The organism is Pseudidiomarina sp., assembly GCF_048267825.1.
In the GTDB taxonomy this organism is placed as follows: Bacteria; Pseudomonadota; Gammaproteobacteria; order Enterobacterales; family Alteromonadaceae; genus Pseudidiomarina.
The window spans coordinates 130231-154338 of the sequence record NZ_JBLWWR010000001.1 but is presented as its reverse complement, the minus strand read 5'-3'; the positions used below and the strand labels follow the sequence as shown (position 1 = coordinate 154338).

Sequence of the window (24108 nt, the reverse complement as noted above, 5' to 3'; positions counted from 1 at the left end):
TTCCATTAACTTCAAATTAATCGCGCGGTGGACGCGGCGCGAGTACTTCGCGTTGACCGTTATTACCGGCACTACTAACGACACCGCTGGCTTCCATTTGTTCCACAATGCGTGCTGCGCGGTTGTAACCAATTCTAAATTTGCGTTGCACGCTGGACACTGAAACGCGACGCGCTTCAGTAATAAAGGCAACGGCCTCGTCGTACAATGGATCGCTTTCTTCGTCGCCCAGATCAAGTTGCTCGCCTGGCAGCAAACTGTCTTCGTCAACACCGCCTTTGAGAATTTCATCTAAGTAATTCGGCTTACCGCGTTTTTTCCAGTCCGCAACCACGGCATGTACTTCGTGATCATCCACAAAAGCGCCATGCACCCGCGTCGGCACGCCGCTTCCCGGTGGTAAGTACAGCATATCGCCCTGCCCTAACAACTGGTCAGCACCGGGTTGGTCCAAAATGGTGCGTGAATCAATTTTTGATTGCACCTGAAACGCGATACGCGTTGGAATGTTGGCTTTAATTAACCCGGTAATCACATCAACTGAAGGCCGCTGCGTAGCCAAAATTAAATGAATACCAGCTGCCCGAGCTTTCTGAGCGATACGTGCTATCAATTCTTCTACTTTTTTACCGACAATCATCATCATGTCGGCAAACTCGTCGATAACAACGACAATGCTTGGTAATTTCTCTAAGTACGGGGGTAATTCGTCCATCGAATCACCCGGTTTCCAGATTGGATCGCGCAGCGGCTCGCCCGCTTCTTTGGCGTCCATAACTTTCTGGTTGTAGCCTTTTAGATTACGAACCCCAAGCGCAGACATGAGTTTATAGCGACGTTCCATTTCGCCCACACACCAACGCAAGGCGTTGGCCGCGTCTTTCATATCGGTGACGACTTCGGTTAATAGGTGCGGAATACCCTCATAAACCGATAGCTCAAGCATCTTAGGGTCAATCATGATAAGGCGAACATCTTCAGGTGAGCTCTTATAGAGTAAGCTCAAAATCATCACGTTCACCCCAACCGATTTACCTGAACCTGTGGTACCCGCCACCAGCAAATGCGGCATTTTAGCTAAATCGACCACTACCGGTGCACCAGAAATGCCCTTCCCTAGTACCATCGTCAGTGGCGATTGGCTTTGCTGGAACACGTCACATGCAATAACCTCACTGAAAAACACGGTTTCACGGGATTTATTCGGCAGCTCAAGGCCCACGTATGACTTACCTGGAATAACTTCAACCACGCGCACCGAGATTGCACTCAGCGAGCGCGCGATGTCTTTGTCTAAGTTCGAAATCTTAGAAACCTTTACACCCGGCGCTAAATCAAGCTCAAAGCGGGTAATAACGGGGCCTGGCTGAACGTTGGCAACCTTCACTTCCACGCCAAAGTCTTGCAAGACGGCCTCAACGGTTTCACTGATCTGCGCAAGTTCTTCTGGTGTCAGCGGATTACCGGTTTTATTGGGCCGATCTAACAGCTCGATTGACGGTAAAGGGTCAACTGATAATTTGATCGGTCCATCAGTATCTTCGTCGTCATCGTCGCTAACATCTGCGGCAGGTTTTTTAGCCGCAGTTGGTTTTGGTGCAAAGCGCTCTTCATTTTTGCCTTTGGCCTTTGGCGCAGGCGCACTATCGACAAAGAAATCTGGGTCATCATCGTCCAGTGCATTAATAGACAAATCCAGATCCAGCTCCGGCTCTTGCCGAATGGTGGTCGCTGGCAGCGTTTTCTGACTAGGTGACAGTGCTGCTGGCTTCTGTGCTTTGATATCTGGCGAGTGTGGCTGTTCACGCGAGCTATTGTACGACTTCATGCGGCTGACCAAACGCTTGGTTAGTTGAATCAGGCCCAGCGTGCCAGCAATGGTTACTTCGCCAAGTTTATCGGCTAGCCAAATCCAGGAAATGCCCGTAACTAAGGTTAACCCGGTACATAAAAACGTTAGCAATAATAAGGTGGTGCCAATGACATTAAAATACGGCAACAACGACGTACTGATAACATCACCAACCACGCCGCCGGCAGAAAATGAATAAATGTCATTGAAGTTTAACGAGGCCAGCGCCGAACTGCCAACCAGAGTGAGTACTAAACCAATAAGGCGTAGCCCTACCGCTAGATAGTCAAGTTCCAGCAACCGATGCGGCTGGCGAAACATCATGTAGCCCATCGCAGCGAGACCAAAAGGGATTAAATACGCAACAAAACCAAATGCAAACAGCAACGCGTCAGCAAACCACGCGCCAATTGAGCCCGCAGCATTATGGATGGTGCCTTCGTAAGCCGTTTGCGACCAGCTTGGATCAGCTGGATTGAAGCTAGCCAGCGCTAAAAATAGAAAAATTGCAAACGCGCCACATAGAATCAGGCCAACTTCGAGTACCCGTTGGACTCCGCTCATGCGCTTCTCCAGCTTGGTGATTGAATGACCATATGGTTGCGTATTCCCTAATGTTCTGATGTTACGATATTTGTTTTTGTTAGTGCTAAGCATTGTAACGTGGTTAGCAGGGTTATTCAGCTATTTATACCACCTTTTCTTAACCTTTAATGAGAACCTTATTATCATCTTTTACCTCTTCCATCACCACATAGGTGCGCGACTCGTTTACGCCTGGCATGGTAAGAATAGTTTCGCCAAGTAATTTCCGATAGGCAGGCATGTCGGGCACCCGCGCTTTAATCAGAAAGTCGAAATCACCCGCGACTAAGTGGCACTCCAGAATTGCCGGTGTGCGCCGCACCGCTTCACTAAACTCAGCAAATGCGTCTGATGACGTTCGGGTCAGTGTGATTTCAACAAATACCATCAAATTTGCACCGAGTTTGGCAGGGTTAATTCGCGCATGGTAACTGTCAATCACTCCTTCACGCTCAAGCTTGCGTACACGCTCATTACACGCTGTTGGGCTTAAGCCTACGCGCTGCGCCAGATTAACGTTACTGATACGCCCGTCGTCCTGCAAAATTCGTAAGATCTTCCGGTCTATTCTGTCAATAGTTATTTCTACGGGTTCTTCGGCATTAAACATTGTTTTTCTCTATTACGAGGCTTTGTAACCTATTTATAGACTATAAATTGATATAAAAAAAGTACGAAACACACCTAGCTTATCATCTATAATTGCCGCCGTTAACTTATCGTGTCTTGCTGACTCGGTATCATTGATTACCACACGTAAAATTGGAGAAGCACAACCATGCTGATTGGTGTACCTAAAGAAATTAAAAACCACGAGTATCGCATCGGCCTAACCCCTGCCGCGGTTCGCGAATACGTTGCACACGGTCACCAAGTCATGATTGAACAAAATGGCGGTCTGGCTATCGGCTTCACCAATGAAGATTATGAGCAAGCCGGCGCAACCATTATTGCTGACGCCAAAGAAATTTTCGCTAAAGCGGAAATGATCATTAAGGTAAAAGAGCCGCAGCCACATGAGTGTGAGCAATTGCGCGAAGGCCAAATTCTTTATACCTACTTGCATTTAGCACCAGACCCAGTGCAAACCGAGTTACTTGCGAAAGCTGGCGTAACCGCAATTGCCTATGAAACGGTAACTGACCGTAACGGCGGTTTACCACTATTAGCACCGATGAGCGAAGTTGCTGGGCGTATGTCCATTCAAGCGGGCGCGCATCATTTAGAAAAAGCTAACGGCGGCAGCGGTACGTTGCTTGGTGGTGTGCCTGGCGTTGCACCTGCGAAAGTTTTAGTTATTGGCGGCGGTGTTGTGGGTACTCAAGCTGCGAAAATGGCAGTTGGCATGGGCGCTGAGGTGACGATTTTGGATCGTTCGCTGCCGCGTTTACGCCAAATCGATGACATTTTCGCGGGGCGTGTAAAAACCATTTACTCTACCGTTGATGCAATTGATGTGTTCTCGCGTGAAGCCGACCTTGTTATCGGGGCCGTACTGATTCCTGGCGCAGCAGCGCCAAAATTGCTGACCCGTGAACATTTGCAAAACATGAAGCCGGGTTCTGTTGTGGTTGACGTAGCTATCGACCAAGGCGGTTGTTTTGAAACCTCAAAAGCAACCACCCATCAAGATCCAACCTACGTTGTTGAAGACGTTATTCACTACTGTGTTGCAAACATGCCAGGTGGTGTTGCACGTACCTCCACCATTGCACTTAATAACGCAACGTTGCCATTTGGTCTTGCGTTAGCAAACAAAGGCTTAAAAGCAATGGCAGATGACCCGCACCTGTTAAACGGCTTGAACATGCATAAAGGTAAAATTACTTATAAAGCAATTCATGACGATTTAGGCGCGCAGCTTGGGCTTGACTATATTGACCCAATGCAAGCAATCAAAGCGTAGTCAGTTCGCGCAAACGTAAGCCGGATTGATTTATTGACAAGACCCGTGGAGGATTTCCTCCGCGGGTCTCTTGTTTCAAAGGCTTGTAATCCATACAATCACCCCCATAGTCAATCTACGCTAGCGTAAAAATAAAGAACAACGGAGTATTACACTTATGGCTGAAGCCAAACATTGCCGTCTGCTCATCTTGGGTTCAGGTCCGGCCGGATATACCGCAGCCGTTTATGCTGCGCGCGCAAACCTTAATCCTGTCATGGTGACCGGTATGCAACAAGGCGGTCAATTGACCACCACCACCGACGTTGAAAATTGGCCAGGTGATCCTGAAGGGTTAACCGGCCCTGACTTGATGGTTCGCATGCAGAAGCACGCTGAAAAATTTAATACAGAGATTATCTTCGATCACATTAATCGCGTTGATTTCTCCAGCAAACCGCTCAAACTTTTTGGTGACTCTGGCGAATACACCGCTGATTCAGTGGTTATTGCAACTGGTGCGTCGGCAAAATATTTAGGCTTGGATTCAGAAGAAGCATTTATGGGCCGCGGTGTTTCGGCCTGTGCAACCTGCGATGGCTTTTTCTATCGTAATCAGAAAGTGGCTGTTGTCGGTGGCGGTAATACCGCTGTTGAAGAAGCTCTTTATCTTGCTAATATTGCCAGCGAGGTTCACGTCATTCACCGTCGTGATACATTCCGTGCTGAAAAGATTTTGGTTGATCGTTTGCACGACAAAGCGAAAAACGGCAACGTAACATTGCATTTAAATAAGACACTCGACGAAGTGCTCGGCGATGACGCCGGAGTAACTGGCATTCGTATTAAAGATACCCAAAATGGCGCATTATCAGAACTCGATGTGATGGGTTGTTTTATCGCAATTGGGCATCAGCCAAATACTGGCATTTTCGCTGACCAGCTCGAAATGCAAGATGGTTATATTGTGGTTAGCTCAGGCTTACACGGTAATGCCACAGCAACCAGCGTACCCGGTGTATTTGCTGCAGGCGACGTAATGGACCACATTTACCGTCAGGCGATTACATCAGCAGGCACAGGCTGTATGGCCGCGCTTGATGCTGAACGCTATCTTGATGGTTTAACCAAGGCGTAAACCAACGCGCCCAAGGAGCTCTGGTGCTGTTCGAACTGAATCCGGATTCGGTAAAGTTTCCATCACCAGAGCTTGCTCTTGCTGAACCCAATGGGTTGCTCGCCTTTGGCGGCGATTTATCGGTAGCACGTTTGGTTGAAGCCTACCATCAAGGCATTTTCCCTTGGTATGGCGATCACGATCCTATTCTGTGGTGGAGCCCTAACCCACGCACCGTGATCACCCCATCAAGTTTACATGTCAGCCGTTCAATGCAACGGTTTTTAAAACGCACCCCCTTCACCGTGACTCTTAATCACGCCTTTGAACAGGTGATTCATGCGTGCGCTAAAGTGCATGGTGAGGCTGGACGCGGCATCTGGATTCATCCTGAAATGATGCAAGCTTATATAAACCTCCACCACCATAAGCACGCGCACTCGGTAGAGATTTGGTCAGGCAAGGAACTGGTCGGCGGGCTTTATGGGGTATCCGCGGGCTCGGTTTTCTGTGCCGAAAGCATGTTTCACACGCAAACAAACGCCAGTAAAACCGCACTGATTTGCTTTGCCAGGTATTTTTTTGAGGCCGGCGGTGCACTTATCGATGCACAAATTAGCAATTCACATACGGTGAGCATGGGCGCCCATGACTTACCGCGTACCGAGTATTTACGGCGTTTGCAGCAGCACGAAGGCGCTCTGCGTAAGAATTTGTGGACACCGGCAACGCTTAAAGCCTGATGAAAGGCGATAAGCAGTGGCAATTATCTGCAAAAACGGCTAAAATTCTGGCCACTTTTAGCGCGACACCTCCGTTTGATGTGTCGGGCACACTATAAATTTGCGAATTATTCGCACAACCAGAAAATTTATCGAGGATTTGAATGGCAAAAGAAGACAGCATTGAAATGCAAGGCACGGTTTTAGATACCCTGCCAAACACAATGTTTCGCGTTGAACTAGAAAACGGTCACGTGGTGACTGCTCATATTTCTGGCAAAATGCGCAAGCACTATATTCGCATTTTAACCGGTGACACTGTGACTGTGCAGCTCACCCCATACGACCTAACGAAGGGTCGAATCGTCTTCCGCGCGCGTTAATTCAGATAAGCTCGCGGTTCAACCCGTTGTTGAACCGCGCACTTCTCGCTCTTCCACTTCAAGCGCCAATTCATCGTTTACAACGCTTACGTTTACTGAACCACCTTGAGCTAACTTGCCAAATAATATCTCATTGGCCAGTGGTTTTTTCAGGTGTTCTTGAATAACGCGGGCCATTGGCCGTGCGCCCATGGTTTTGTCATAGCCTTTCGCCGCCAACCAACTAATTGCTGCTGGCTCAAGCTCCAGTGACACATGCTTTTTATCCAGTTGCGCTTGCAGTTCACAGATAAACTTATCAACCACCTGCTCTATCACGCTTTGATTCAAGTGATTAAACCAAACAATGCTGTCTAAACGATTTCGAAACTCTGGTGAGAAGGTTCGATTAATCTCCACCATTGCGTCAGGCGCATGGTCTTGTTGCTGAAAGCCAATCGACTGCCGCACAGTTTCCTGCACGCCCGCATTGGTTGTCATCACTAAAATCACATTACGGAAATCGGCTTTACGCCCATTGTTATCCGTTAACGTGCCGTGATCCATGACCTGCAACAGAATGTTATAGATATCGCTATGCGCTTTCTCGATTTCATCCAGTAGCAACACACAATGTGGGTGTTTAATAATAGCTTCAGTGAGTAAACCGCCTTGCTCAAATCCGACATACCCTGGAGGGGCACCAATAAGGCGACTCACCGCATGCCGTTCCATGTATTCGGACATATCGAAGCGTTGAAACTCAATACCGAGTACTTTAGCCAACTGTTGTGTGATCTCGGTTTTACCGACACCGGTTGGGCCTGCAAATAAAAACGAACCAATTGGCTTATGCTCCTGGCTTAACCCCGAACGCGACAAACGAATTGCAGCGGTCAGTTGATCGATTGCCTGATCTTGACCAAACACGACCAATTTCAAATTACGGTCTAAGTTCTTAAGTATTTGCTGATCACTACGCGACACCGACTGCTCAGGAATCCGCGCAATCTTGGCGATGATTGTTTCAATGTCCTGAACACCAATGGTTTTCTTACGCTTTGACGGTGGCAGCAACCGCTGACTTGCGCCCGCCTCGTCCAATACATCAATGGCTTTATCGGGCAAATGGCGTTCGTTAATGTAACGCGCAGACAGTTCAGCGGCAGCCCGAATAGCCGGTTGCGTGTAGCGAATGCCGTGGTGTGCTTCGTAGCGGTCTTTCAGGCCTTGCAAAATTCGTGTGGTGTCATCAACTGATGGCTCAGCCACATCAACTTTTTGAAAGCGCCGAACCAGCGCTCTATCTTTCTCGAAAATATTTTTAAACTCGGTGTACGTGGTGGAGCCGATGCATTTCAAATCGCCACTGCTGAGCAACGGTTTGAGAAGGTTCGATGCATCCAATACACCGCCGCTAGCCGCACCAGCGCCAATAATGGTGTGAATTTCATCAATAAACAAAATGCCCTCAGGTTGCTCGGACAATTCCTTCAGCAATTGCTTAAACCGTTTCTCAAAATCACCACGGTATTTCGTGCCAGCCAATAACCCACCCATGTCTAAAGAGTAAATAATGGCATTCTCCATAACTTCGGGCACTTCTTTATGCACGATACGATAAGCTAAGCCTTCGGCGATAGCTGTTTTACCCACACCGGCTTCACCAACTAATAATGGATTATTTTTCCGCCGCCGGCACAATATTTGAATGCAGCGTTCTAATTCATTGTCACGGCCAATTAAAGGGTCAATTCGCCCTTCTCGTGCACGTGCATTTAAATTGGTACAAAAGCGTTTTAAGAAGCTTTGCTGCTCTTCGGTTTGGGACTCTATAGTCTCTGCATCGCTGCTATCTGATTGGGACGATTCGTCATCAATTTTGGTCAAGCCATGTGAAAGATAATGCACCACATCTAACCGAGTAATGTCATGCTTATTTAACAAATATACCGCATGTGATTCTTGTTCGCCGAAAATGGCAACCAACACATTGGCACCAGTCACTTCACTGTTACCGGACGATTGCACGTGAAACACCGCGCGCTGCAACACCCGTTGAAAACCTAAGGTTGGCTGTGTATCGGTATCAGCGCTTTCATCATCAAAACTCGGTGTGCTGCGCTCAACGTAGCTCAGCAGCTCTTGTTTTAATTGCGTAAATTCAAGCCCACACGCGCGCAGCGCTTTTGCAGCCTCAGGGTTATCCAGTAAAGCTAATAGGAGATGCTCAACAGTCATTAACTCATGACGGTGATCACGAGCCAGACGGAACGCATCGTTCAGTGTTATTTCTAGCGCTTTATTTAACATGAGCTACCTCTTAAATGGCCCAGTTTACAGCTGCAAAGCATTAGGCTTTCTCCATAGAACATAACAATGGATGGTCATGTTCCCTTGCATACTGGTTCACCTGCACAACTTTAGTTTCTGCAACTTCAGCAGAGTAGACGCCACAAATTGCGCGCCCTTTGTAATGAATCATTAGCATCGTATCCGTTGCACGCTCTTGATCCATCCGAAAAAATTTAATCAACACTTCAATGACAAAGTCCATTGGTGTGTAGTCATCGTTGTTTAAAATCACCTTGTACATTGGCGGCGGCTGTAACTTTTGCTTTTCAGCAACACGTTCACTGCCTTGCTGGTGACGATCTGTCATGCTCATGATGACCCTTTACTTATATATAGTAGTTATTTAAATATTTGGCTTAAAAATTTGTGAGTTCTGTGAAAAAGCCCTCAAAAAAACCGCAATTTGGTCACAAAACAAACAAAAAACGCCTTGACTCTCACCAGAACTCACCTAGAGTAAAACATGGTGTTAACAAGGCGACATTTCAAGTGCACAAACACCGTCGTTTTCGTTAGCAACCATTCTAACAATAACTAAATTTTAAATGCAGAATAAAGGATGTAGAAGTATGGCAACCGGTAAAGTGAAATGGTTCAATAACTCGAAGGGTTTTGGCTTTATCGAGGCAGAAGATCGCGAAGGTGATATTTTTGCACATTACTCAACCATTGATATGGAAGGCTATCGCACACTGAAAGCTGGACAAGATGTTGAGTTTCAACTCGAAGAAGGCCCAAAAGGTCTTCATGCAACCAACATTATTCCGGTGCAAGGTAGTAAATAAACCACCCTCCGCACCAAATAAAAACGCCGATTATACTTTAGGGTACAGTCGGCGTTTTTTGTTGATCAGCTGTCAATGCCAAAATAACGACGCAATTGTTCACGTAAGTTAGGCGGCGTGCCATGCACCGTGAGTTTGTCTGTGTGCGGATCATACTCAACGCGACCGCCCAATAATTCCTGGTCAAACCCCAAACTAAGCCCACCACCCTGGCCTTGAAACTTCACCAATTTACGTAATGTGGTTCTATCGGTACGAATTTCGTCGGGTAACGGTTGTGCTTGTGCCGCACTAAAATCAGCAAAGCTGCGCTCGGCAGGTACCGCCTCATGCAATTGCTCAGATAAGTCTTTAACGCGCACCGGTTCATTGTTTTGCCATGAGTTGTCACAGATGTCATACACTGATTTACGTAATGCCGTTGCTTGCTCAGTGGGCATTTCAGCCTCTTTTACGTACTGATGAAGGCTATCCACCAACTGCTGCGATTGTTTCTTGGCATTCAGGCCTTCGGCGCAGCCAAGAAAATCGAGAAAGAAGTCAGAAACTTTACGCCCCACGCGCCCCTTAATAAATGAAATGTACGTGGCCGAATCTGGGTCTTCTTTCCACTCAGTCAAATTAATTGTTGCAGCCAGTTGTACTTTGCTGATGTCCAGCTGAGAAGAGCGATCGACCGATAAGTCAGGTGCAATAGAAACGCCATCTTTACTCGGCAAAAACGCAACCACGAGATAGTCTTGGCCAAGCTCTGTATAGCTCGCAATAACCAAAAATCCATCTTCCAAAATACCGTAGTGTTGCAATTGCTGATGCAATATTTTCGCGGCTTGTTGCGAGAATGCGACAAACTCTTCGCTGCCCGAACGCCATGCTTGCAAACAGTTGGGAAACTCACTGATTTGATGGCTTTCTGCATCGTCATTTTGCGGGTCAATAAAACGCGCATACCCTTTACTCGGCTTCGCGTTATAAACGTCGGTTAACTCACTAAGTAGTAACCCAACCTCATCATTAATCGCTAGCGTCGCAGGCGCCACGCGCAGTCCTATCTGCCCATCATTGGTGTAAAATTGATGAATAATGCTATGTTTCACATCAGCTTGCATGTTATCTCGGTGTCCTCTGTCAATCCCTGTGGTACTATGGCGGCTAGTTTAACATGTTGAGAATTAAAACCATGCCGATTGTTTCTAAATACGATGCGAAAACCCAGCAGCAGCTACTTGACGAAGTTATGGATGTATTGAGTCAACACAATACGCCAAAAGATTTAGCCTTAATGACCCTCGGAAATGCCGTGACCAATATCATTAGCGCGAACTATCAGCCGGAAGATGCTTACAAGGTTGCTGAACAATTTGGTAAAGTGCTGCTACAATCGATGGAAAAACAAGCATAAAGGTTCACACAACGCATGAAACAACGTAAGCAACGCCGCGATAAAATTGCCCGTTTAATCAGTTGGGGACACTGGTTTACGTTTTTTAATATCTTGCTTGTACTGGCCATCGGCACTTTATACATTGAAGCAACCGAAGCTCCCGGTAGCGCATTAGGTGTTATTTACTTAATACTGAACTGGATTGGCCACTTCGCGTTTCTACCCTTTATTGTTTTCATTATTCTGATTTTCCCATTCTGCCTGATGGTGCCTTTTTCGCGCATACTTCGCGGTATTGCAACACTGGTCGCTTCATTTGGGCTAATCGCGCTGGTTGCAGATGCACTGTTTTATCGTCAATACGGGTACCATTTAAACACCTACTCGCTTTCGCAACTCGCCACCGACGCCGAAACAGCATTCGCCGGAGCAAGTTTCCTAATCCTCATTGGTATGCTTCTAATATTTGTGGTGTTGCTGATCTTTGAATTAGGTTTAGCCAATATCGCCTGGAAGCGTCTTGACCGGTTGCAGGAGAAACACTGGGGCAATGCCTTCAGCGCAGTATTTGTGTTGTGCTTTCTAGCGAGCCATAGCATTCACGTTTGGGCTGATGCGGTGTTCTATACCCCTATCACCAAACAAGACGACATGTTTCCATTAAGCTACCCAACCACGGCTAAAACCTTAATGAGTAAGCATGGTTTGCTGGTTGAGCAGCGGCTTGAAGCCACTGAAAGTCTAATTCGCACCGGCACCTCCATTGACCTGATGTATCCAACACGTGCATTACAGTGTGCACGCGTGTCAGAAGCACCGAACACGCTTCTGGTTGCTTTAAACAAGTTGGATACCGATACGCTACGGGCATTGCAGGCAGAGTTTCCTGCGCTGCGCGAATATACATCTACGGTAATCGGGCACCCGAATAGTCAAAGTGCCTTGTTTGAATTGATTTATGCGCTGCCCGATTTGTATCAACAGCCTATTCATGAAGCAAATAAGCAACCCGTTTACTTCTCTACATTACGTGATTATCGGGTTGAGTTTACCCTTCAAAATTATTCAGAAACTCAGCTATTGCCCGCACCTATCGCTGAGTTCAATGCATTTAACTTGCCTGAGCCCGCTGCCTTTATCGGCTTAGCGGTTGACGACACGTTAAGCGAGGATGTTACGCGCGTTATTCGTCGCCAATTGCAACAAAATAGCCAGGTTATTGTTGTTGGACTACAGCCTGACGCGACAGCACAAAAAGAAAGCTTCGCCACTGATGCTATGAAGGTTACCTTACTTCACACCGACAATTTGGCCTTACACGCGCAACCATTAGTATTACTCACCGACCTCATGCCAACCGTGTTGAGCGGTTATATGAATTGCGTCGATAACGCCGATGCCTATTCAATCGGTATCAACCTGACCGATGAACAGCGTCGTATGCCAGTTATGACCAGTTTTGGCCATGACTTGGTGGTTTATGACGAGCAAATGACGTCAATTATTAAAGCCGACGCAAGTATCCGTACCTTTGATAACGTCGAATTGAAGTTACTTCCAGGGGTATCACCGGCCACCCCAGTTTTGGTTGACGGAATTCGCAAGCTCAAGCGCTTTAGTCGAGATAAGGACAACGAGTAAGTTGCACAATAAAGCAACAGTCAGTGCGGCGCGGGCTTGCCTATTTCGCATTAATCAGTAATATAGCGGGCTCGGTCGGCGTGTGGCGCAGCTTGGTAGCGCACTGTCATGGGGTGTCAGGGGTCGGAGGTTCAAATCCTCTCACGCCGACCAATTCATACAAAAAAGGGCTCGATACTAAGTATCGAGCCCTTTTTATTTGCCGCATATGCCAACAACTATTCCGCTAACCATAAACCATTTTAACTTTGGCTCCAGAAGCCTCGGCATAACTCGGTTACGTCGCGTACACAAGCCTGCCGCTGTGCGTCACGCACGAAGCTACGCTGGTTTAAACTTGACCACTGCGGATTGCGGCGTGCCAATTTTAAGCGTGTCGATAACGCTCTTAAAAATTGCTCTCGCAGCTTCGACGACTGAGTAACCATTAACAGCGCTTGCGAACCGTGGCCGCGGGTTGCCAGTTGTTGCAATAAGTTCATTTGCCGCAAGGTAAGCAATTTAAGAATTTCATCGTCAACAATCAGTTCGCGTTCACCTTTAAAATGTCCGACGAGTTTTTTGCCATAGTGCGTCCACCCCTGCCAGGCACCACCAATAGCCGCACCTATAGCTGTTCCGGCACCTAAGCTTGCCCCACCAACCATTAAGTCCAGGCCGGCACCTATTGCGGCGCCACTGCCTAAGCCAACACCTGCTTTAATGCCGAATTCTTTTAGTGTATCAATTTCAAATAGGTCATCTTTCCACTGCCCCTCGTTCAGCCGCAGTTGTTGCAACCGTACGTGTTCCAGCCGAAATGCATAAAGCGCCAGCATTTCCGTTACGCAATTGCGTTCACGCCGTTTCACCAGATTTTGCATCGATTCAATAATCGGTTTCAGTTGCGCATCGTCGGTTTTTGGCTTTACCTGTTCATGAAAAGCTGCAACATCAACCAACAGTTCAGCTATTTGCGTTAAGCCTGTATCTAATCGTCTTTCGCGTTGCAGCTGGCGATAATCCGCGAGCTGCTCAAGTTGTTGGTGAAAGCCCGGTACAATGGCGCTTAGACGGTTGAATAAAATCGATTCGCCACCGTCGGGCGGGCTCACCGCATCAAATTCAATATAAGCGTGCAAATTCACCTTCGTCAGCGCCAGCTTCCATTGGTTAACATGATTAGGCTTTTGCGCGGTGAAATTTAGAATCGGTAAAATAGGTTTACCACAACGTGCAAGCACGCTTAGCTCATCTTGATACTTCGGTAAAACCGGATCGCGCACATCAATGACATACAGTGCTGCATGGCATTTTAATAACTGACGTAATACTTTAGACTCTTGCTCAAATTCATGCCCAGCAGCCATTGTATTCAAAAAGTGGCGAACCTGAGCCGGGCCATCGTGACGGAAGTTTGACTCACTTTGTACCAAGTGTTCGTACAAATCAGAGCCGGCTTCCAATCCTGGCGTGTCAAATAAACGAATCAAGGTTTGCCCATCAGCCTCAACGTCAATACTGGTTACTTCACGGGTTGTGCTGGGGCGCGAATCAACCTCACCAAACTGACTGTCATGCAGCAAGGTGCGCATTAACGATGTTTTACCCGTATTGGTATGCCCAACAACGGCAAGCATGAGTGCGTTTATTGATTCCATACAACGCCCTCCTCTGTTAGGCCATCTTGCCAATGTTTAATGCGCTGTTCATCGGCGCGTTCCGTAGTAACCAATTGTGCATCAACATCCGTACAATACTGGCGCAGCAAGGCGATAAATCGCAATGCGGCGCGATCGGGGGTCAATTGGCCATTCACGCGAACTGTTAACTTCGCAACCGGATGCTCCGAAAGCCGCTCGAGTAATTGTTGCTTTTCTTCCGTGCGTGCAATCACACCACCAAACCACGGTTCCGCCTGGTGTTTACGCAACCAGTGTTGGTCCGCTTCATGATCAAGACTAATAACCAGCTCACCATGGCCCGGTTCTGGCGTGCGCTGCTGTACATTGTACATACCGGAAACATCACTATCGGCGTCCACCAGTTCGGTTGCCGCTGAAATGGTTAGTTTTCGTATAATAGGTGCGTAACCGGGCAACGTCAGATCAATTTTCATACGTCGCACACGGGCTAATAGCAGGATAATTGCCCCCACTAAGAAAATCGCTCGCCAAACGACGCCATAAATAATCACACAGCTGAGTAGCCAACGCCCTGCCGATAGTTGCGCGGAGGCTTCGGGACTATCCCACAATGCCTGTACTGAGGGGGCATCAATGCCAAACATCGACGGTAGAAAGCCGATTACACTCACCCAAGTTTGCAAGGTGTCCGCTGGCCAAATTGTTGTAGCCCACGTAAACACATACGCACTGGTGCTAAGGTGGAAAAACAACACGAACCAAACCATTAACATGAATAAGGTCCAGTAGCCGTGCGTTAGCGCTGCGCCTGCCGGTTTGGTTAATCGATATTGGTTTGCAATAGTCAGCAAGGTGTTGTTGAACTGTTGGTTGTAATCGCGCTGACCAATGTGTTCTAAACCCCACAATGAAATGCGCCCGACCCAGCCAAAGCTATCTTTAATCAACAAAGAAACACACCATAGGAAGAACAAAATCACGTGCAAGCCCAATAACATCATTAGGGCGTAACTTAATGAGATGGGTTCGGCGACGGTTAGGGTACCACGCACCAAAGCAACAGCACCAAGCACAGCCAGTAACGACAGTACAATAGCGATAAGGCGGCGGAAATGATCCCAAAGTCTGAGTTGATGGACGAGCCCAAGTCGTGCTGCCAAGAGCTCAGCCCGTTTGAAAACCCGCTGTTCCATAGTTGGAAGCTGCCGAGCTTGCTGTTCTATTGCGTCGGCGCGTTGAAAGCCATTTTGCAATTCATGACGACGGACAAGCTCCGCCATCCAAACTGAACGAAATCGAGAGAATAATTTAAGCATTGAACCGCTGTCTACTTAGCTAATGTGTGGTTTTATTAATTATTATATTGTGTTTATTTAACCTGAGAAGCAGCAGTAATACAACGGCTGATTAAGTCTCTTTGCGAACCAAGCGATCAAAGTTGCGTGCGCTGACGGCAACTTGCTTCAGACAAGTCATGGTTAACGCTGACATAGTGATCATCAGGACACACGAGTTTCTTGGTACCCTTCTTCTTGGAGGGTGACATTTGCGTGAGCTTCACCGCCCAGTCTGAAAGGTTCACCTCTGGCGTGATGTCTATCTGCTGGTCGCGGTTATAATATTGGAACGCAACACCGGCAAAAATAAGAAGCAACAATAATCTGCGCATGGCTATTTCCACCTATTTTACTGGGCTCACTCGAGCCTCGAGGCTATACAACGGACAAAACGTAGCATTGAGTCTAATTAATTCTCGCAGTTTGCACCGTAAATTTACCGTAAATTCCGTGTAAATAATCGCCAACAAGCCCTTGCCACCTCGGGTTTCGGGCTATTCAGTCAGAAACCCTCCGGATTGCCGCGCCCAAAGTGACGCATACAAGCCACCGGCTGCCAGCAATTCTTCATGGGTACCCTGCTCTACAATGCGCCCCTCGTCCATGACCACCAGCCGGTCCATTGCTGCAATTGTTGATAACCGGTGGGCAATGGCGATAACAGTTTTACCTTCCATGAGCCGATAAAGGTTTTCCTGAATTGCTGCTTCGACTTCCGAGTCAAGCGCAGAGGTTGCTTCATCGAGGATTAAAATCGGGGCATCTTTGAGCATAACACGGGCAATCGCAATACGTTGACGCTGCCCACCCGAAAGCTTAACACCGCGCTCGCCAACATGTGCATCAAGGCCGTGACGGCCTTGCGAGTCTTCCAAATCGGCAATAAATAAATCGGCCTCGGCTTTATGCGCCGCGTGTGCAATCATCGCTTCTGTCGCGTCAGGGCGGCCGTACGCTATGTTACCGCGTACAGAACGGTGCAGTAGTGATGTGTCTTGCGTTACCATACCAATATGCTGGCGCAGACTTTCTTGCGTAACGCTGGCAATGTCTTGGCCATCAATAGTAATCCGGCCGTCATTCACTTCATAAAAACGTAACAGTAGGTTGACCAACGTTGATTTACCGGCACCCGAGCGCCCTACCAGGCCGATTTTTTCACCGGCACGAATATGCAAATCAAGGTCACGCAATACGGGTTTATCTGCGCTGTAATAAAAGTTGACGTGTTCAAACGCAATATGACCTTCACGAACAACCAGCGGCTTTGCGTCTGGCTTGTCTTGAATATCTTGCGGCACTGACACGGTCTTAATGCCGTCTTGCACCGTACCAATATTTTCAAACAAAGAAGAAATTTCCCACATAATCCATTGGCTCATCCCCCACAGGCGTAACACTAAGCTAAGCGCCACAGCAATTGCACCCACAGTAATCAAGCTTTCCACCCACAAGTAAATAGCCAGAAAACCAACGCCAAACAGCAGCGCTGAATTCAGCAAATACAAGCAGGTATAAAGCTTCGTCACCAAGCGCATTTGACGATGCACGGTGCCTAGAAATTCGCCCATCCCTTCTTTAGCGAAGGTTAATTCGCGTTGGGCGTGAGAAAACAATTTCACCGTTTGAATATTGGTATAGCTATCGACAATTCGCCCAGTCATGATAGAGCGCGCATCGGCTTGATCCGCCGCCACCTTCCCCAAACGCGGCACAAAATAACGCAATAACACAATGTATATTGCCAACCAAACTAATAATGGTATCGCTAAGCGCCAGTCAGCTGCGCCGACAATAACCACAGTGCCAATGAAATACACGGTCACGTAGTTCAAAACATCAAACAGTTTGATAACGCACTCGCGCACGGCAAGCGCTGTTTGCATGACTTTGGTTGCTATACGACCAGCAAATTCATCTTGATAGAAAGTGACCGATTGATTCAGCAGATATTTATGCACCAACCAGCGAATGCGCATCGGGTAATTGCCCAGCAGCGACTGATACGTAATAAGTGAGTGCAAGATAACCAGCGTTGGCAAACCAACCAACACCACCACAGCCATGCCGGTTAAACTCCAAAATTGTTCCTGTACAAAGGTTTCACGGTTCTGTTCAGAGAGCCAGTCAACGATGCTGCCGATAAAACTAAACAGCCACACTTCCGTGACCGCAATAAGCATCATCAGCGCGCCGGCCGACAGAATATAGGGCCACGCCCCACGGCTATAATGCAGGCAAAAGGCCACCAATGTTTTAGGTGGTTGCTGCGGCGTGCCCTCTGGGAAAGACTCTAAACGTTGTTCAAACCAACGAAACATGGAATATCCTTAATTGCAGGTTAAACGTAAGAAGCTAGACTTTGGTCGTATGTCGGTATTAACTGACATTGAAGTACCATTATGCAGTTATTGTTGTACCAATAATAAACTAAAAAGGGTAAAGCCATGAATGCAATTATGCTGATGTTACTCGGTTTAGGTGCGATGTTTTTAGGTTATGTGTTTTATTCAAAATATGTTGCCGAAAAAATATACAAACTTGACCCGAACTTTCGAACGCCTGCACACGAGTTTGAAGACGGTGTAGATTTTGTTCCGACTAATAAATACGTTCTATGGGGCCATCACTTCACCTCTGTAGCAGGCGCCGCGCCAATTATCGGCCCCGCTATTGCCGTTATTTGGGGTTGGGTGCCAGCCTTTTTATGGGTGATTTTCGGTACAATCTTCTTTGCTGGGGTGCATGATGCAGGCGCTATTTGGGCATCGAACCGCAATAAAGCACGCTCTATCGGTGCATTAACTGGTGACGTAGTCGGCAAACGCTCACAAAGCTTATTCATGATTGTCATTTTCCTTGTGTTGCTGATGGTAAACGCAGTATTCGCAACCGCAATCTCTGGCTTGCTCATTAACTTCCCAAGTTCTGTTGTGCCGGTTTGGGGCGCTATTTTTGTTGCCTTAATTATCGGTCAGTTTATTTTCCGCAAATGGATGAACCTGGGCACGGTTTCAATTATCGGTGTTATTGCCTTGTATGCCCTGATTTATGCGGGCCCTGCAATGCCAATTTCACTGCCGGAAACAGTTTTTGGTATTTCTGATAATGCGCAGTGGATTTTGGTTTTGTTCATTTATGCTGCAATTGCATCGTTACTTCCGGTATGGATGCTGTTACAGCCGCGCGACTACATTAATGGTTTGCAGTTATTTATCGGTTTGATTTTGGTGTACGGCGCGGTGCTATTGAGCGGGCCTGAGCTGGTTGCGCCAGCGTTTAATACCAACACACCGGAAGGCACACCGAGTTTAGTACCCTTGTTATTTGTGACAATTGCGTGCGGCGCTATTTCAGGTTTCCATGGACTCGTAGCCTCAGGCACCACATCTAAACAACTTGATAAAGAAACTGATGCACGATTTGTTGGCTATTTTGGTGCTATCGGCGAAGGTTCCCTGTCATTAGCCACCATCATTGCCGCAACGGCAGGTTTCGCAACCCTTGCCGATTGGCAGGCGGTTTATCACAGTTTTGGACAAGGCGGTGTTGCCGCGTTTGTGCAAGGCGGTGCAAACATTTTGCAAAACGGTATTGGTCTCGATGTCGACATAGCACAAACATTACTGACGGTAATGGCTGTTTTGTTTGCTGGAACGACCATGGACACCGGCCTGCGTTTACAGCGCTATATTTTCCAGGAATGGGGGAATATCTATAACATTCGCTGGATGGAAAAGGCGGCACCGGCCACTCTTCTCGCTGTTGCGTCGTGCTTACTGTTAGCCTTCGGTGCTGGTGGCGCAGATGGTTCAGGTGGCCTGTTGATCTGGCCGTTGTTCGGCACCACCAATCAACTATTAGCTGGATTGACCTTACTGGTTATAACCACCATGCTGGTGAAGTTGGGTCGCCCAATGTACGTGACGTTATTACCACTCCTGTTTTTATTGGTAATGACGATTTACGCGTTGTTGATTCAACTTATGGGCTTCTACCAGAAATCTGATTGGTTCTTGTTTAGCCTTGATTTAATTGTGCTGATTGCGGCAATCTGGATTGCATTAGAGGCTGCTAGCACACTCACGCGTTTACGTCGTGAGAACAAAGCTAACGCTGTTGAAGAGCAATAAGGTAACGTTTGATATGAAGATACGTGCAATTACTGAGTGGTTAAAAAAGGCAAATGACTACGCGACCAACGTGTATAACGCGCCCTATCGTTCAGCCATTGCACGCGCTAAGCGGGATGAGGATGACCTGTTCATGTTATTGGTTTTCTCCGAACTTATGGGCGTACCGAATCCCGCTTCTTATTACACGCTTGAGTTGCAACCTTTGCTACTTGAGCGCTTTCACGACTGGCATTTACGCATGGGTATGGAACACTCCCCGCTTGATGGCTTTCGCTGCTGCTAAAAGAAGTACCGTTCATGTTTAATTTACAGAGCAAGAATATTGTGTTCGTTGGCGGTAAAGGCGGTGTTGGTAAAACCACAATTTCGTCGGCTATTGCTTTGCAGCAAGCAGACTGCGGCAGACGCGTACTGCTTGTGTCGACCGACCCGGCCCATAGCTTAGCTGATGCCTTCGACCAAAAAATTGGCGACACCGTAACCCGTGTCGCTGCGGGCGTCGACGCATTGGAAATTGACCCCGACCGGGAGGTCGAGGCCCATATCGCCCGTGTAATGCGCACTATGAAACGTTTCAGCAAGCCGGATATGTTTCCTGAAATTGAACGCCAAATGCGCCTCACCCAGCAGTCTCCCGGCGCGCAAGAAGCCGCATTATTAGAACGCATTGCGCGCCTGATTGATGAAGCGCCTGCAACCTACGACATCGTTATTTTTGATACTGCACCAACGGGGCATACCCTGCGTTTATTAGCGCTGCCCGAAGCGATGGCGGCGTGGACACAGGGGCTATTGCGGCAAAGCCAAAAAGCGAAACAACTCGAAGGAGTGCTCGATCACCTGTCGCCCAAAGCAGGCAAAGATATTGCGAATCCAATGGCAGACCCTGCCAAACACGAAACCGCTAACATGGACGATCGCACAGCAGAAATTACCGAGACCTTACTTCAGCGTCAGCGCCTGTTTCATCGCACGCGTCATGTGCTCACCGACACCGAAAAAACTGCACTGGTTTTCGTACTGACCCCAGAAAAGTTACCCATTCTTGAAACTGGGCGAGCTGTGACTGCATTAAAAGCAGAAAAATTGCCAATTGCCGGGTTAGTGATTAATCGGAATTTACCGGCGGAAGTCGACAGTGCGTTTTTTGCACAGCGGCGCCAGCAAGAAGGTATTTACCGCGCCGAAATCGAACAGCAATTTGCCGACTTGCCGCGCGTTTATTTGCCGTTATTCCCAACCGATTTGCACGGCCTTGATGCCTTGCAAAAGATAGCGGCTGAATTACCTGACAAATAAAAAAGCGCGCTAACTATACGTCAGCGCGCTTGTTTCTGGTTACAGATAGCGACAACGATTACTCGCCGAATGCTCCTGCAGCCCCTGGATAGACAACTGGGCTTTCAAAGCCATCCTGGCTTACACTTGCGACGCCGAAGAAATAGTTATCAATAACCACATTCTCTAAAGTGAACTCGGTTACATCACCCGCATAACGGCTAAATTCCCAGTTCGGTGCATCGGTATGGCGCCAATAGACACGATATCCTTTAATTAAGTCTTTTTCTGCCGCACTCGGTGCAGCCCAACTTAAGGTTGTATTCGGGCTAACAGCACCAGCAATTTTAACTTGCGCTGGTGGGCTTGGTGCCCATGCCATTCCGGCTAATGATACGGCGTTTAGCGCGGTCAGCTTTGCTGCATAATCAAAATTTACCCCGTCGATGGTGTCGCCATAAGCAATACCATCTTCAACCCGTATATCCTGGTGCTGACGATTGTAGTTCTCATTGGTTTCCATGATCCGCACACCTGGATAGCCCAAGTCATTGAATGGACGATGATGTCCGCCACGTGCAAAGCGATCAAGGCGATAAATCACCATGGTGTCCAAATTTGGAATGTAACGATCAGCCATCCAATCAATATAACGGGCGACATTACGACTAGGCGAATCAACTTCGCCACCCATGAAACGTCGACGACGAACATCTTCAGGAGTTTCGTCCTGACGGGTGCCTTCGGCAAAAATACGCGCGGTGGTGTTATTAATAACGCCATTAATCCCTTCAATATTGCCAATCATGTCATTGTTTAAGACCGCTTTTATACGCCAGCCGTCTTTTTGCGCCTGCTCGGCCATGATCTTGCCGCCGAATAAGCCTTGTTCTTCACCAGCCAGAGCGGCGTAAACGATGCTACCGGCAAAATCATATTTACTTAAAACGCGAGCCGCTTCCAACGTGCCAGCAACGCCTGAGGCATTGTCGTTGGCGCCCGGAGCATCTGAGGTATAGTTCATAATGTCGGTAACGCGCGAGTCGATATCACCCGACATGATGACGTAGCGTCCGGGGTCTACTGTGCCCTTCTGTACAGCAATAACGCTAACCACTTCAACAGGATCAGGAATACGCGGTTCGCCAGAAATGACACGCGACTGATAATACACCTCTAAGCAGCCTCCGCATTCGGCTGAAATTCGATCAAATTCCGCCTTAATCCAGCGCCGCGCGGCACCAATCCCGCGGGTATCTGATTCAGTTTCAGACAATGTATGGCGGGTACCGAAACTGACAAGTTTCTTAATATCGTGTTCAATGCGCTCTGCCGAAACGGCCGCTTGAATGTCATGTAAAGCCTGTTGATCAACATAATCAACATCAGCGTGCGCAGAGCCAATAAACAAGGCTGCTGCTGCCGAAGGCAATAACGCCCATGGAGTGAACTTCATGAATACTTCCTCTAGTTGGTCAAGCCTGAATAACGTACTATACCTTTATACGTCACTCATTCATGAGGAAGCAACCATGAAAGCTGTAGGTTACGAGCACTGTGGGACAATTGACGCAAAAAATGCGTTAGTTGACGCCGTAGTTCCAGACCCGGAAATCGGGCCCAATGATATTTTAGTCGCAGTCTATGGTATTGGGGTGAACCCCGTTGATACCAAAATACGTTCGCGACGCGAGCCAAGCGCGGAACAGCTTGCAATTTTAGGCTGGGATGCAAGCGGAACGATCTTAAGTGTTGGTGAAAATGTTTTCGACTTTAAAGAAGGCGATGATGTTTGGTATGCAGGCGCGTTGACGCGACAAGGTAGCAATGCACAGTATCAAGTTGTTGATGCGCGTATTGTCAGTAAAAAGCCGCAAACCCTAAACTTCGCCGAAGCCGCGGCCATGCCACTAACTTTCTTAACGGCATGGGAATTACTCTTTGACCGCTTTCGTTTAAACCGCGATAGCTCGGCGACACTGCTGATAACGGGCGCGGCCGGTGGCGTTGGTTCTGCAATGCTGCAATTGGCTAAGCTGTGCACTAATATCACCGCAATTGCGACAGCTTCACGTGCCGAATCGCAGCAATGGGCGACCGACATGGGCGCTGACATTGTCATTGATCATACGCAGCCCCTCACTGATCAACTTCGTCAGCACGGTATTGAACAGGTGACGCACGTAGCAAGCCTGACCCATACCGATCAGCATTTTGCCGCACTGGTTGAGTTGCTTGCGCCGCAAGGTCACTTTGCGTTGATTGATGACCCGGAACAGCCGCTTGATATCAAACTCATGAAGCAAAAGAGTTTGGCGTTGCACTGGGAGTTTATGTTCACACGGTCGTTGTTCGAAACGCCTGACATGCACCGCCAAGGGCAAATTTTACATGAAGTGGCCGAGCTAACTGATGCCGGTAAGTTGGTAACCACCATGACCTCGCATTTTGGCGAGCTCAATGCGGAGAACCTACTACGCGCTCATCGTCAACTCGAATCCCATAGCACTATCGGCAAAATAGTATTAGACGGTTATAACCTGCCCTACGATTAACAACGTTGGGTTATTTGCAGTCGTCAGTGGTGAAGCGAAGTTCAAATAACTTCGCTTCATTACGATCTAAATAACGAATCTCCAAAAAATCTGCATTTTCGCGGTAGTAGCGCAATGAATCGCTGCTGCAAAACGCACTTCGCATGGGGGTTTCAAGCTGTTCACGAATGCTCTCTATGTCATGTTGATAACGATCGACACCAACCAAGCTGTAAATAAAGCGCATTCCGTAATTGCTCACCTCAGCCCGCTCGAATCGGGTTTGCCGATCAAGCAATTTAGGTAAATCACGATTCAGCTGGCCAGAGCGTTCCAGAAGCTCCTGATACAAATGGTTACGATTCTTTGTTGAATTGGCAGCCCCCCATTGCACCGCAATAATTATCGCGATGCTAACGACTACCAAGGCCGAAAAACCTATGAGTAACTGGCGTTTAGTCGAGATTGTCATAAACTTAGATCCATTATCTGCACCATTTTTATTGATTG

22 protein-coding genes and 1 tRNA gene are annotated in these 24108 nt (G+C 47.8%); 12 read left to right on the top strand and 11 right to left on the bottom strand.

Going from position 1 to position 24108, the window contains the following annotated elements; genetic code table 11:
- Window positions 1-16: 16 nt before the first annotated feature.
- Both ACN0UN_RS00765 and lrp read right to left on the bottom strand, forming a co-directional pair.
- Window positions 17-2416, bottom strand: coding sequence for a DNA translocase FtsK (locus ACN0UN_RS00765; protein WP_417658278.1), 2400 nt, complete (start codon window positions 2414-2416; stop codon window positions 17-19).
- 139 nt (window positions 2417-2555) lie between these two features.
- Window positions 2556-3047 (bottom strand): leucine-responsive transcriptional regulator Lrp, encoded by a 492-nt coding sequence (gene lrp / locus ACN0UN_RS00760; protein WP_339880160.1) that lies wholly within the window; start codon window positions 3045-3047, stop codon window positions 2556-2558.
- Between the two features lie 168 nt (window positions 3048-3215).
- On the opposite strand from lrp, the gene ald reads away from it, so the two are divergent.
- From ald to infA, 4 genes are all read left to right on the top strand, one after another.
- Window positions 3216-4343, top strand: coding sequence for an alanine dehydrogenase (gene ald / locus ACN0UN_RS00755; protein WP_417658277.1), 1128 nt, complete (start codon window positions 3216-3218; stop codon window positions 4341-4343).
- Window positions 4344-4500: 157 nt separating this feature from the next.
- On the top strand, window positions 4501-5460 hold the full coding sequence (gene trxB / locus ACN0UN_RS00750; RefSeq protein ID WP_417658276.1) for a thioredoxin-disulfide reductase: 960 nt from the start codon (window positions 4501-4503) through the stop codon (window positions 5458-5460).
- A gap of 23 nt (window positions 5461-5483) precedes the next feature.
- Window positions 5484-6182, top strand: a complete 699-nt coding sequence (gene aat / locus ACN0UN_RS00745) for a leucyl/phenylalanyl-tRNA--protein transferase (RefSeq protein WP_417658275.1) — start codon at window positions 5484-5486, stop codon at window positions 6180-6182.
- Window positions 6183-6325: 143 nt separating this feature from the next.
- Entirely contained in the window at window positions 6326-6544 is a 219-nt protein-coding gene (infA, locus tag ACN0UN_RS00740) for a translation initiation factor IF-1 (protein ID WP_008489926.1), read from the top strand.
- A gap of 18 nt (window positions 6545-6562) precedes the next feature.
- Here infA and clpA read toward each other — a convergent pair whose 3' ends face one another.
- Both clpA and clpS read right to left on the bottom strand, forming a co-directional pair.
- Complete coding sequence (clpA, locus tag ACN0UN_RS00735) at window positions 6563-8836, bottom strand: ATP-dependent Clp protease ATP-binding subunit ClpA (RefSeq protein ID WP_417658274.1); 2274 nt, start codon at window positions 8834-8836, stop codon at window positions 6563-6565.
- 40 nt (window positions 8837-8876) lie between these two features.
- Entirely contained in the window at window positions 8877-9191 is a 315-nt protein-coding gene (gene clpS / locus ACN0UN_RS00730) for an ATP-dependent Clp protease adapter ClpS (protein WP_417658273.1), read from the bottom strand.
- A 256-nt stretch (window positions 9192-9447) separates the two neighbouring features.
- Between clpS and cspD the strand changes: the two genes are divergently transcribed.
- Window positions 9448-9663 (top strand): cold shock domain-containing protein CspD, encoded by a 216-nt coding sequence (cspD, locus tag ACN0UN_RS00725; protein ID WP_092854897.1) that lies wholly within the window; start codon window positions 9448-9450, stop codon window positions 9661-9663.
- Window positions 9664-9728: 65 nt separating this feature from the next.
- On the opposite strand, the gene yejK is transcribed toward cspD, so the two are convergent.
- Entirely contained in the window at window positions 9729-10772 is a 1044-nt protein-coding gene (gene yejK / locus ACN0UN_RS00720) for a nucleoid-associated protein YejK (protein ID WP_417658272.1), read from the bottom strand.
- 53 nt (window positions 10773-10825) lie between these two features.
- Between yejK and ACN0UN_RS00715 the strand changes: the two genes are divergently transcribed.
- The 3 genes from ACN0UN_RS00715 (at window position 10826) to ACN0UN_RS00705 (ending at window position 12841) form a co-directional block, all read left to right on the top strand.
- Window positions 10826-11065 (top strand): DUF1414 domain-containing protein, encoded by a 240-nt coding sequence (locus ACN0UN_RS00715; RefSeq protein ID WP_417658271.1) that lies wholly within the window; start codon window positions 10826-10828, stop codon window positions 11063-11065.
- A 15-nt stretch (window positions 11066-11080) separates the two neighbouring features.
- Window positions 11081-12688: a DUF3413 domain-containing protein gene (locus ACN0UN_RS00710; protein ID WP_417658270.1), complete on the top strand. Its 1608-nt coding sequence runs from the start codon at window positions 11081-11083 to the stop codon at window positions 12686-12688.
- A 76-nt stretch (window positions 12689-12764) separates the two neighbouring features.
- Window positions 12765-12841: transfer RNA gene (locus ACN0UN_RS00705), tRNA-Pro, on the top strand.
- 89 nt (window positions 12842-12930) lie between these two features.
- On the opposite strand, the gene ACN0UN_RS00700 is transcribed toward ACN0UN_RS00705, so the two are convergent.
- The 4 genes from ACN0UN_RS00700 to ACN0UN_RS00685 form a co-directional block, all read right to left on the bottom strand.
- Window positions 12931-14328, bottom strand: a complete 1398-nt coding sequence (locus ACN0UN_RS00700) for a GTPase/DUF3482 domain-containing protein (protein WP_417658269.1) — start codon at window positions 14326-14328, stop codon at window positions 12931-12933.
- Complete coding sequence (locus ACN0UN_RS00695; RefSeq protein WP_417658268.1) at window positions 14316-15629, bottom strand: DUF2868 domain-containing protein; 1314 nt, start codon at window positions 15627-15629, stop codon at window positions 14316-14318. Before ACN0UN_RS00695 ends, ACN0UN_RS00700 begins: the two co-directional genes overlap by 13 nt.
- A gap of 116 nt (window positions 15630-15745) precedes the next feature.
- Window positions 15746-15982, bottom strand: coding sequence for a hypothetical protein (locus tag ACN0UN_RS00690; protein ID WP_417658267.1), 237 nt, complete (start codon window positions 15980-15982; stop codon window positions 15746-15748).
- Between the two features lie 162 nt (window positions 15983-16144).
- The gene (locus ACN0UN_RS00685; RefSeq protein ID WP_417658266.1) at window positions 16145-17971 is read right to left on the bottom strand and encodes an ABC transporter ATP-binding protein; all 1827 of its coding nucleotides are present in this window, start codon (window positions 17969-17971) and stop codon (window positions 16145-16147) included.
- A gap of 126 nt (window positions 17972-18097) precedes the next feature.
- Here ACN0UN_RS00685 and ACN0UN_RS00680 point away from each other — a divergent pair, with 126 nt between their 5' ends.
- From ACN0UN_RS00680 to ACN0UN_RS00670, 3 genes are read left to right on the top strand one after another with little or no spacing between them, the layout of a single operon-like run.
- Window positions 18098-19783, top strand: a complete 1686-nt coding sequence (locus ACN0UN_RS00680; RefSeq protein ID WP_417658265.1) for a carbon starvation protein A — start codon at window positions 18098-18100, stop codon at window positions 19781-19783.
- A 13-nt stretch (window positions 19784-19796) separates the two neighbouring features.
- Window positions 19797-20069, top strand: a complete 273-nt coding sequence (locus tag ACN0UN_RS00675; protein ID WP_128351479.1) for a cory-CC-star protein — start codon at window positions 19797-19799, stop codon at window positions 20067-20069.
- 14 nt (window positions 20070-20083) lie between these two features.
- The gene (locus ACN0UN_RS00670; protein ID WP_417658264.1) at window positions 20084-21085 is read left to right on the top strand and encodes an ArsA family ATPase; all 1002 of its coding nucleotides are present in this window, start codon (window positions 20084-20086) and stop codon (window positions 21083-21085) included.
- Window positions 21086-21143: 58 nt separating this feature from the next.
- On the opposite strand, the gene ACN0UN_RS00665 is transcribed toward ACN0UN_RS00670, so the two are convergent.
- Complete coding sequence (locus ACN0UN_RS00665) at window positions 21144-22520, bottom strand: M28 family metallopeptidase (protein WP_417658263.1); 1377 nt, start codon at window positions 22518-22520, stop codon at window positions 21144-21146.
- A 76-nt stretch (window positions 22521-22596) separates the two neighbouring features.
- Here ACN0UN_RS00665 and ACN0UN_RS00660 point away from each other — a divergent pair, with 76 nt between their 5' ends.
- Window positions 22597-23619: a zinc-binding alcohol dehydrogenase family protein gene (locus ACN0UN_RS00660; protein WP_417658637.1), complete on the top strand. Its 1023-nt coding sequence runs from the start codon at window positions 22597-22599 to the stop codon at window positions 23617-23619.
- A gap of 10 nt (window positions 23620-23629) precedes the next feature.
- On the opposite strand, the gene ACN0UN_RS00655 is transcribed toward ACN0UN_RS00660, so the two are convergent.
- Complete coding sequence (locus ACN0UN_RS00655) at window positions 23630-24070, bottom strand: hypothetical protein (protein WP_417658262.1); 441 nt, start codon at window positions 24068-24070, stop codon at window positions 23630-23632.
- Window positions 24071-24108 lie beyond the last annotated feature (38 nt).

Coding starts and splice junctions, on each gene's coding strand:
- ACN0UN_RS00765 (WP_417658278.1), bottom strand. CDS start 2,416: ATGAGCGGAGTCCAACGGGTACTCGAAGTTGGCCTGATTCTATGTGGC.
- lrp (WP_339880160.1), bottom strand. CDS start 3,047: ATGTTTAATGCCGAAGAACCCGTAGAAATAACTATTGACAGAATAGAC.
- ald (WP_417658277.1), top strand. CDS start 3,216: ATGCTGATTGGTGTACCTAAAGAAATTAAAAACCACGAGTATCGCATC.
- trxB (WP_417658276.1), top strand. CDS start 4,501: ATGGCTGAAGCCAAACATTGCCGTCTGCTCATCTTGGGTTCAGGTCCG.
- infA (WP_008489926.1), top strand. CDS start 6,326: ATGGCAAAAGAAGACAGCATTGAAATGCAAGGCACGGTTTTAGATACC.
- clpA (WP_417658274.1), bottom strand. CDS start 8,836: ATGTTAAATAAAGCGCTAGAAATAACACTGAACGATGCGTTCCGTCTG.
- clpS (WP_417658273.1), bottom strand. CDS start 9,191: ATGAGCATGACAGATCGTCACCAGCAAGGCAGTGAACGTGTTGCTGAA.
- cspD (WP_092854897.1), top strand. CDS start 9,448: ATGGCAACCGGTAAAGTGAAATGGTTCAATAACTCGAAGGGTTTTGGC.
- yejK (WP_417658272.1), bottom strand. CDS start 10,772: ATGCAAGCTGATGTGAAACATAGCATTATTCATCAATTTTACACCAAT.
- ACN0UN_RS00715 (WP_417658271.1), top strand. CDS start 10,826: ATGTTGAGAATTAAAACCATGCCGATTGTTTCTAAATACGATGCGAAA.
- ACN0UN_RS00710 (WP_417658270.1), top strand. CDS start 11,081: ATGAAACAACGTAAGCAACGCCGCGATAAAATTGCCCGTTTAATCAGT.
- ACN0UN_RS00700 (WP_417658269.1), bottom strand. CDS start 14,328: ATGGAATCAATAAACGCACTCATGCTTGCCGTTGTTGGGCATACCAAT.
- ACN0UN_RS00695 (WP_417658268.1), bottom strand. CDS start 15,629: ATGCTTAAATTATTCTCTCGATTTCGTTCAGTTTGGATGGCGGAGCTT.
- ACN0UN_RS00690 (WP_417658267.1), bottom strand. CDS start 15,982: ATGCGCAGATTATTGTTGCTTCTTATTTTTGCCGGTGTTGCGTTCCAA.
- ACN0UN_RS00685 (WP_417658266.1), bottom strand. CDS start 17,971: ATGTTTCGTTGGTTTGAACAACGTTTAGAGTCTTTCCCAGAGGGCACG.
- ACN0UN_RS00680 (WP_417658265.1), top strand. CDS start 18,098: ATGAATGCAATTATGCTGATGTTACTCGGTTTAGGTGCGATGTTTTTA.
- ACN0UN_RS00675 (WP_128351479.1), top strand. CDS start 19,797: ATGAAGATACGTGCAATTACTGAGTGGTTAAAAAAGGCAAATGACTAC.
- ACN0UN_RS00670 (WP_417658264.1), top strand. CDS start 20,084: ATGTTTAATTTACAGAGCAAGAATATTGTGTTCGTTGGCGGTAAAGGC.
- ACN0UN_RS00665 (WP_417658263.1), bottom strand. CDS start 22,520: ATGAAGTTCACTCCATGGGCGTTATTGCCTTCGGCAGCAGCAGCCTTG.
- ACN0UN_RS00660 (WP_417658637.1), top strand. CDS start 22,597: ATGAAAGCTGTAGGTTACGAGCACTGTGGGACAATTGACGCAAAAAAT.
- ACN0UN_RS00655 (WP_417658262.1), bottom strand. CDS start 24,070: ATGACAATCTCGACTAAACGCCAGTTACTCATAGGTTTTTCGGCCTTG.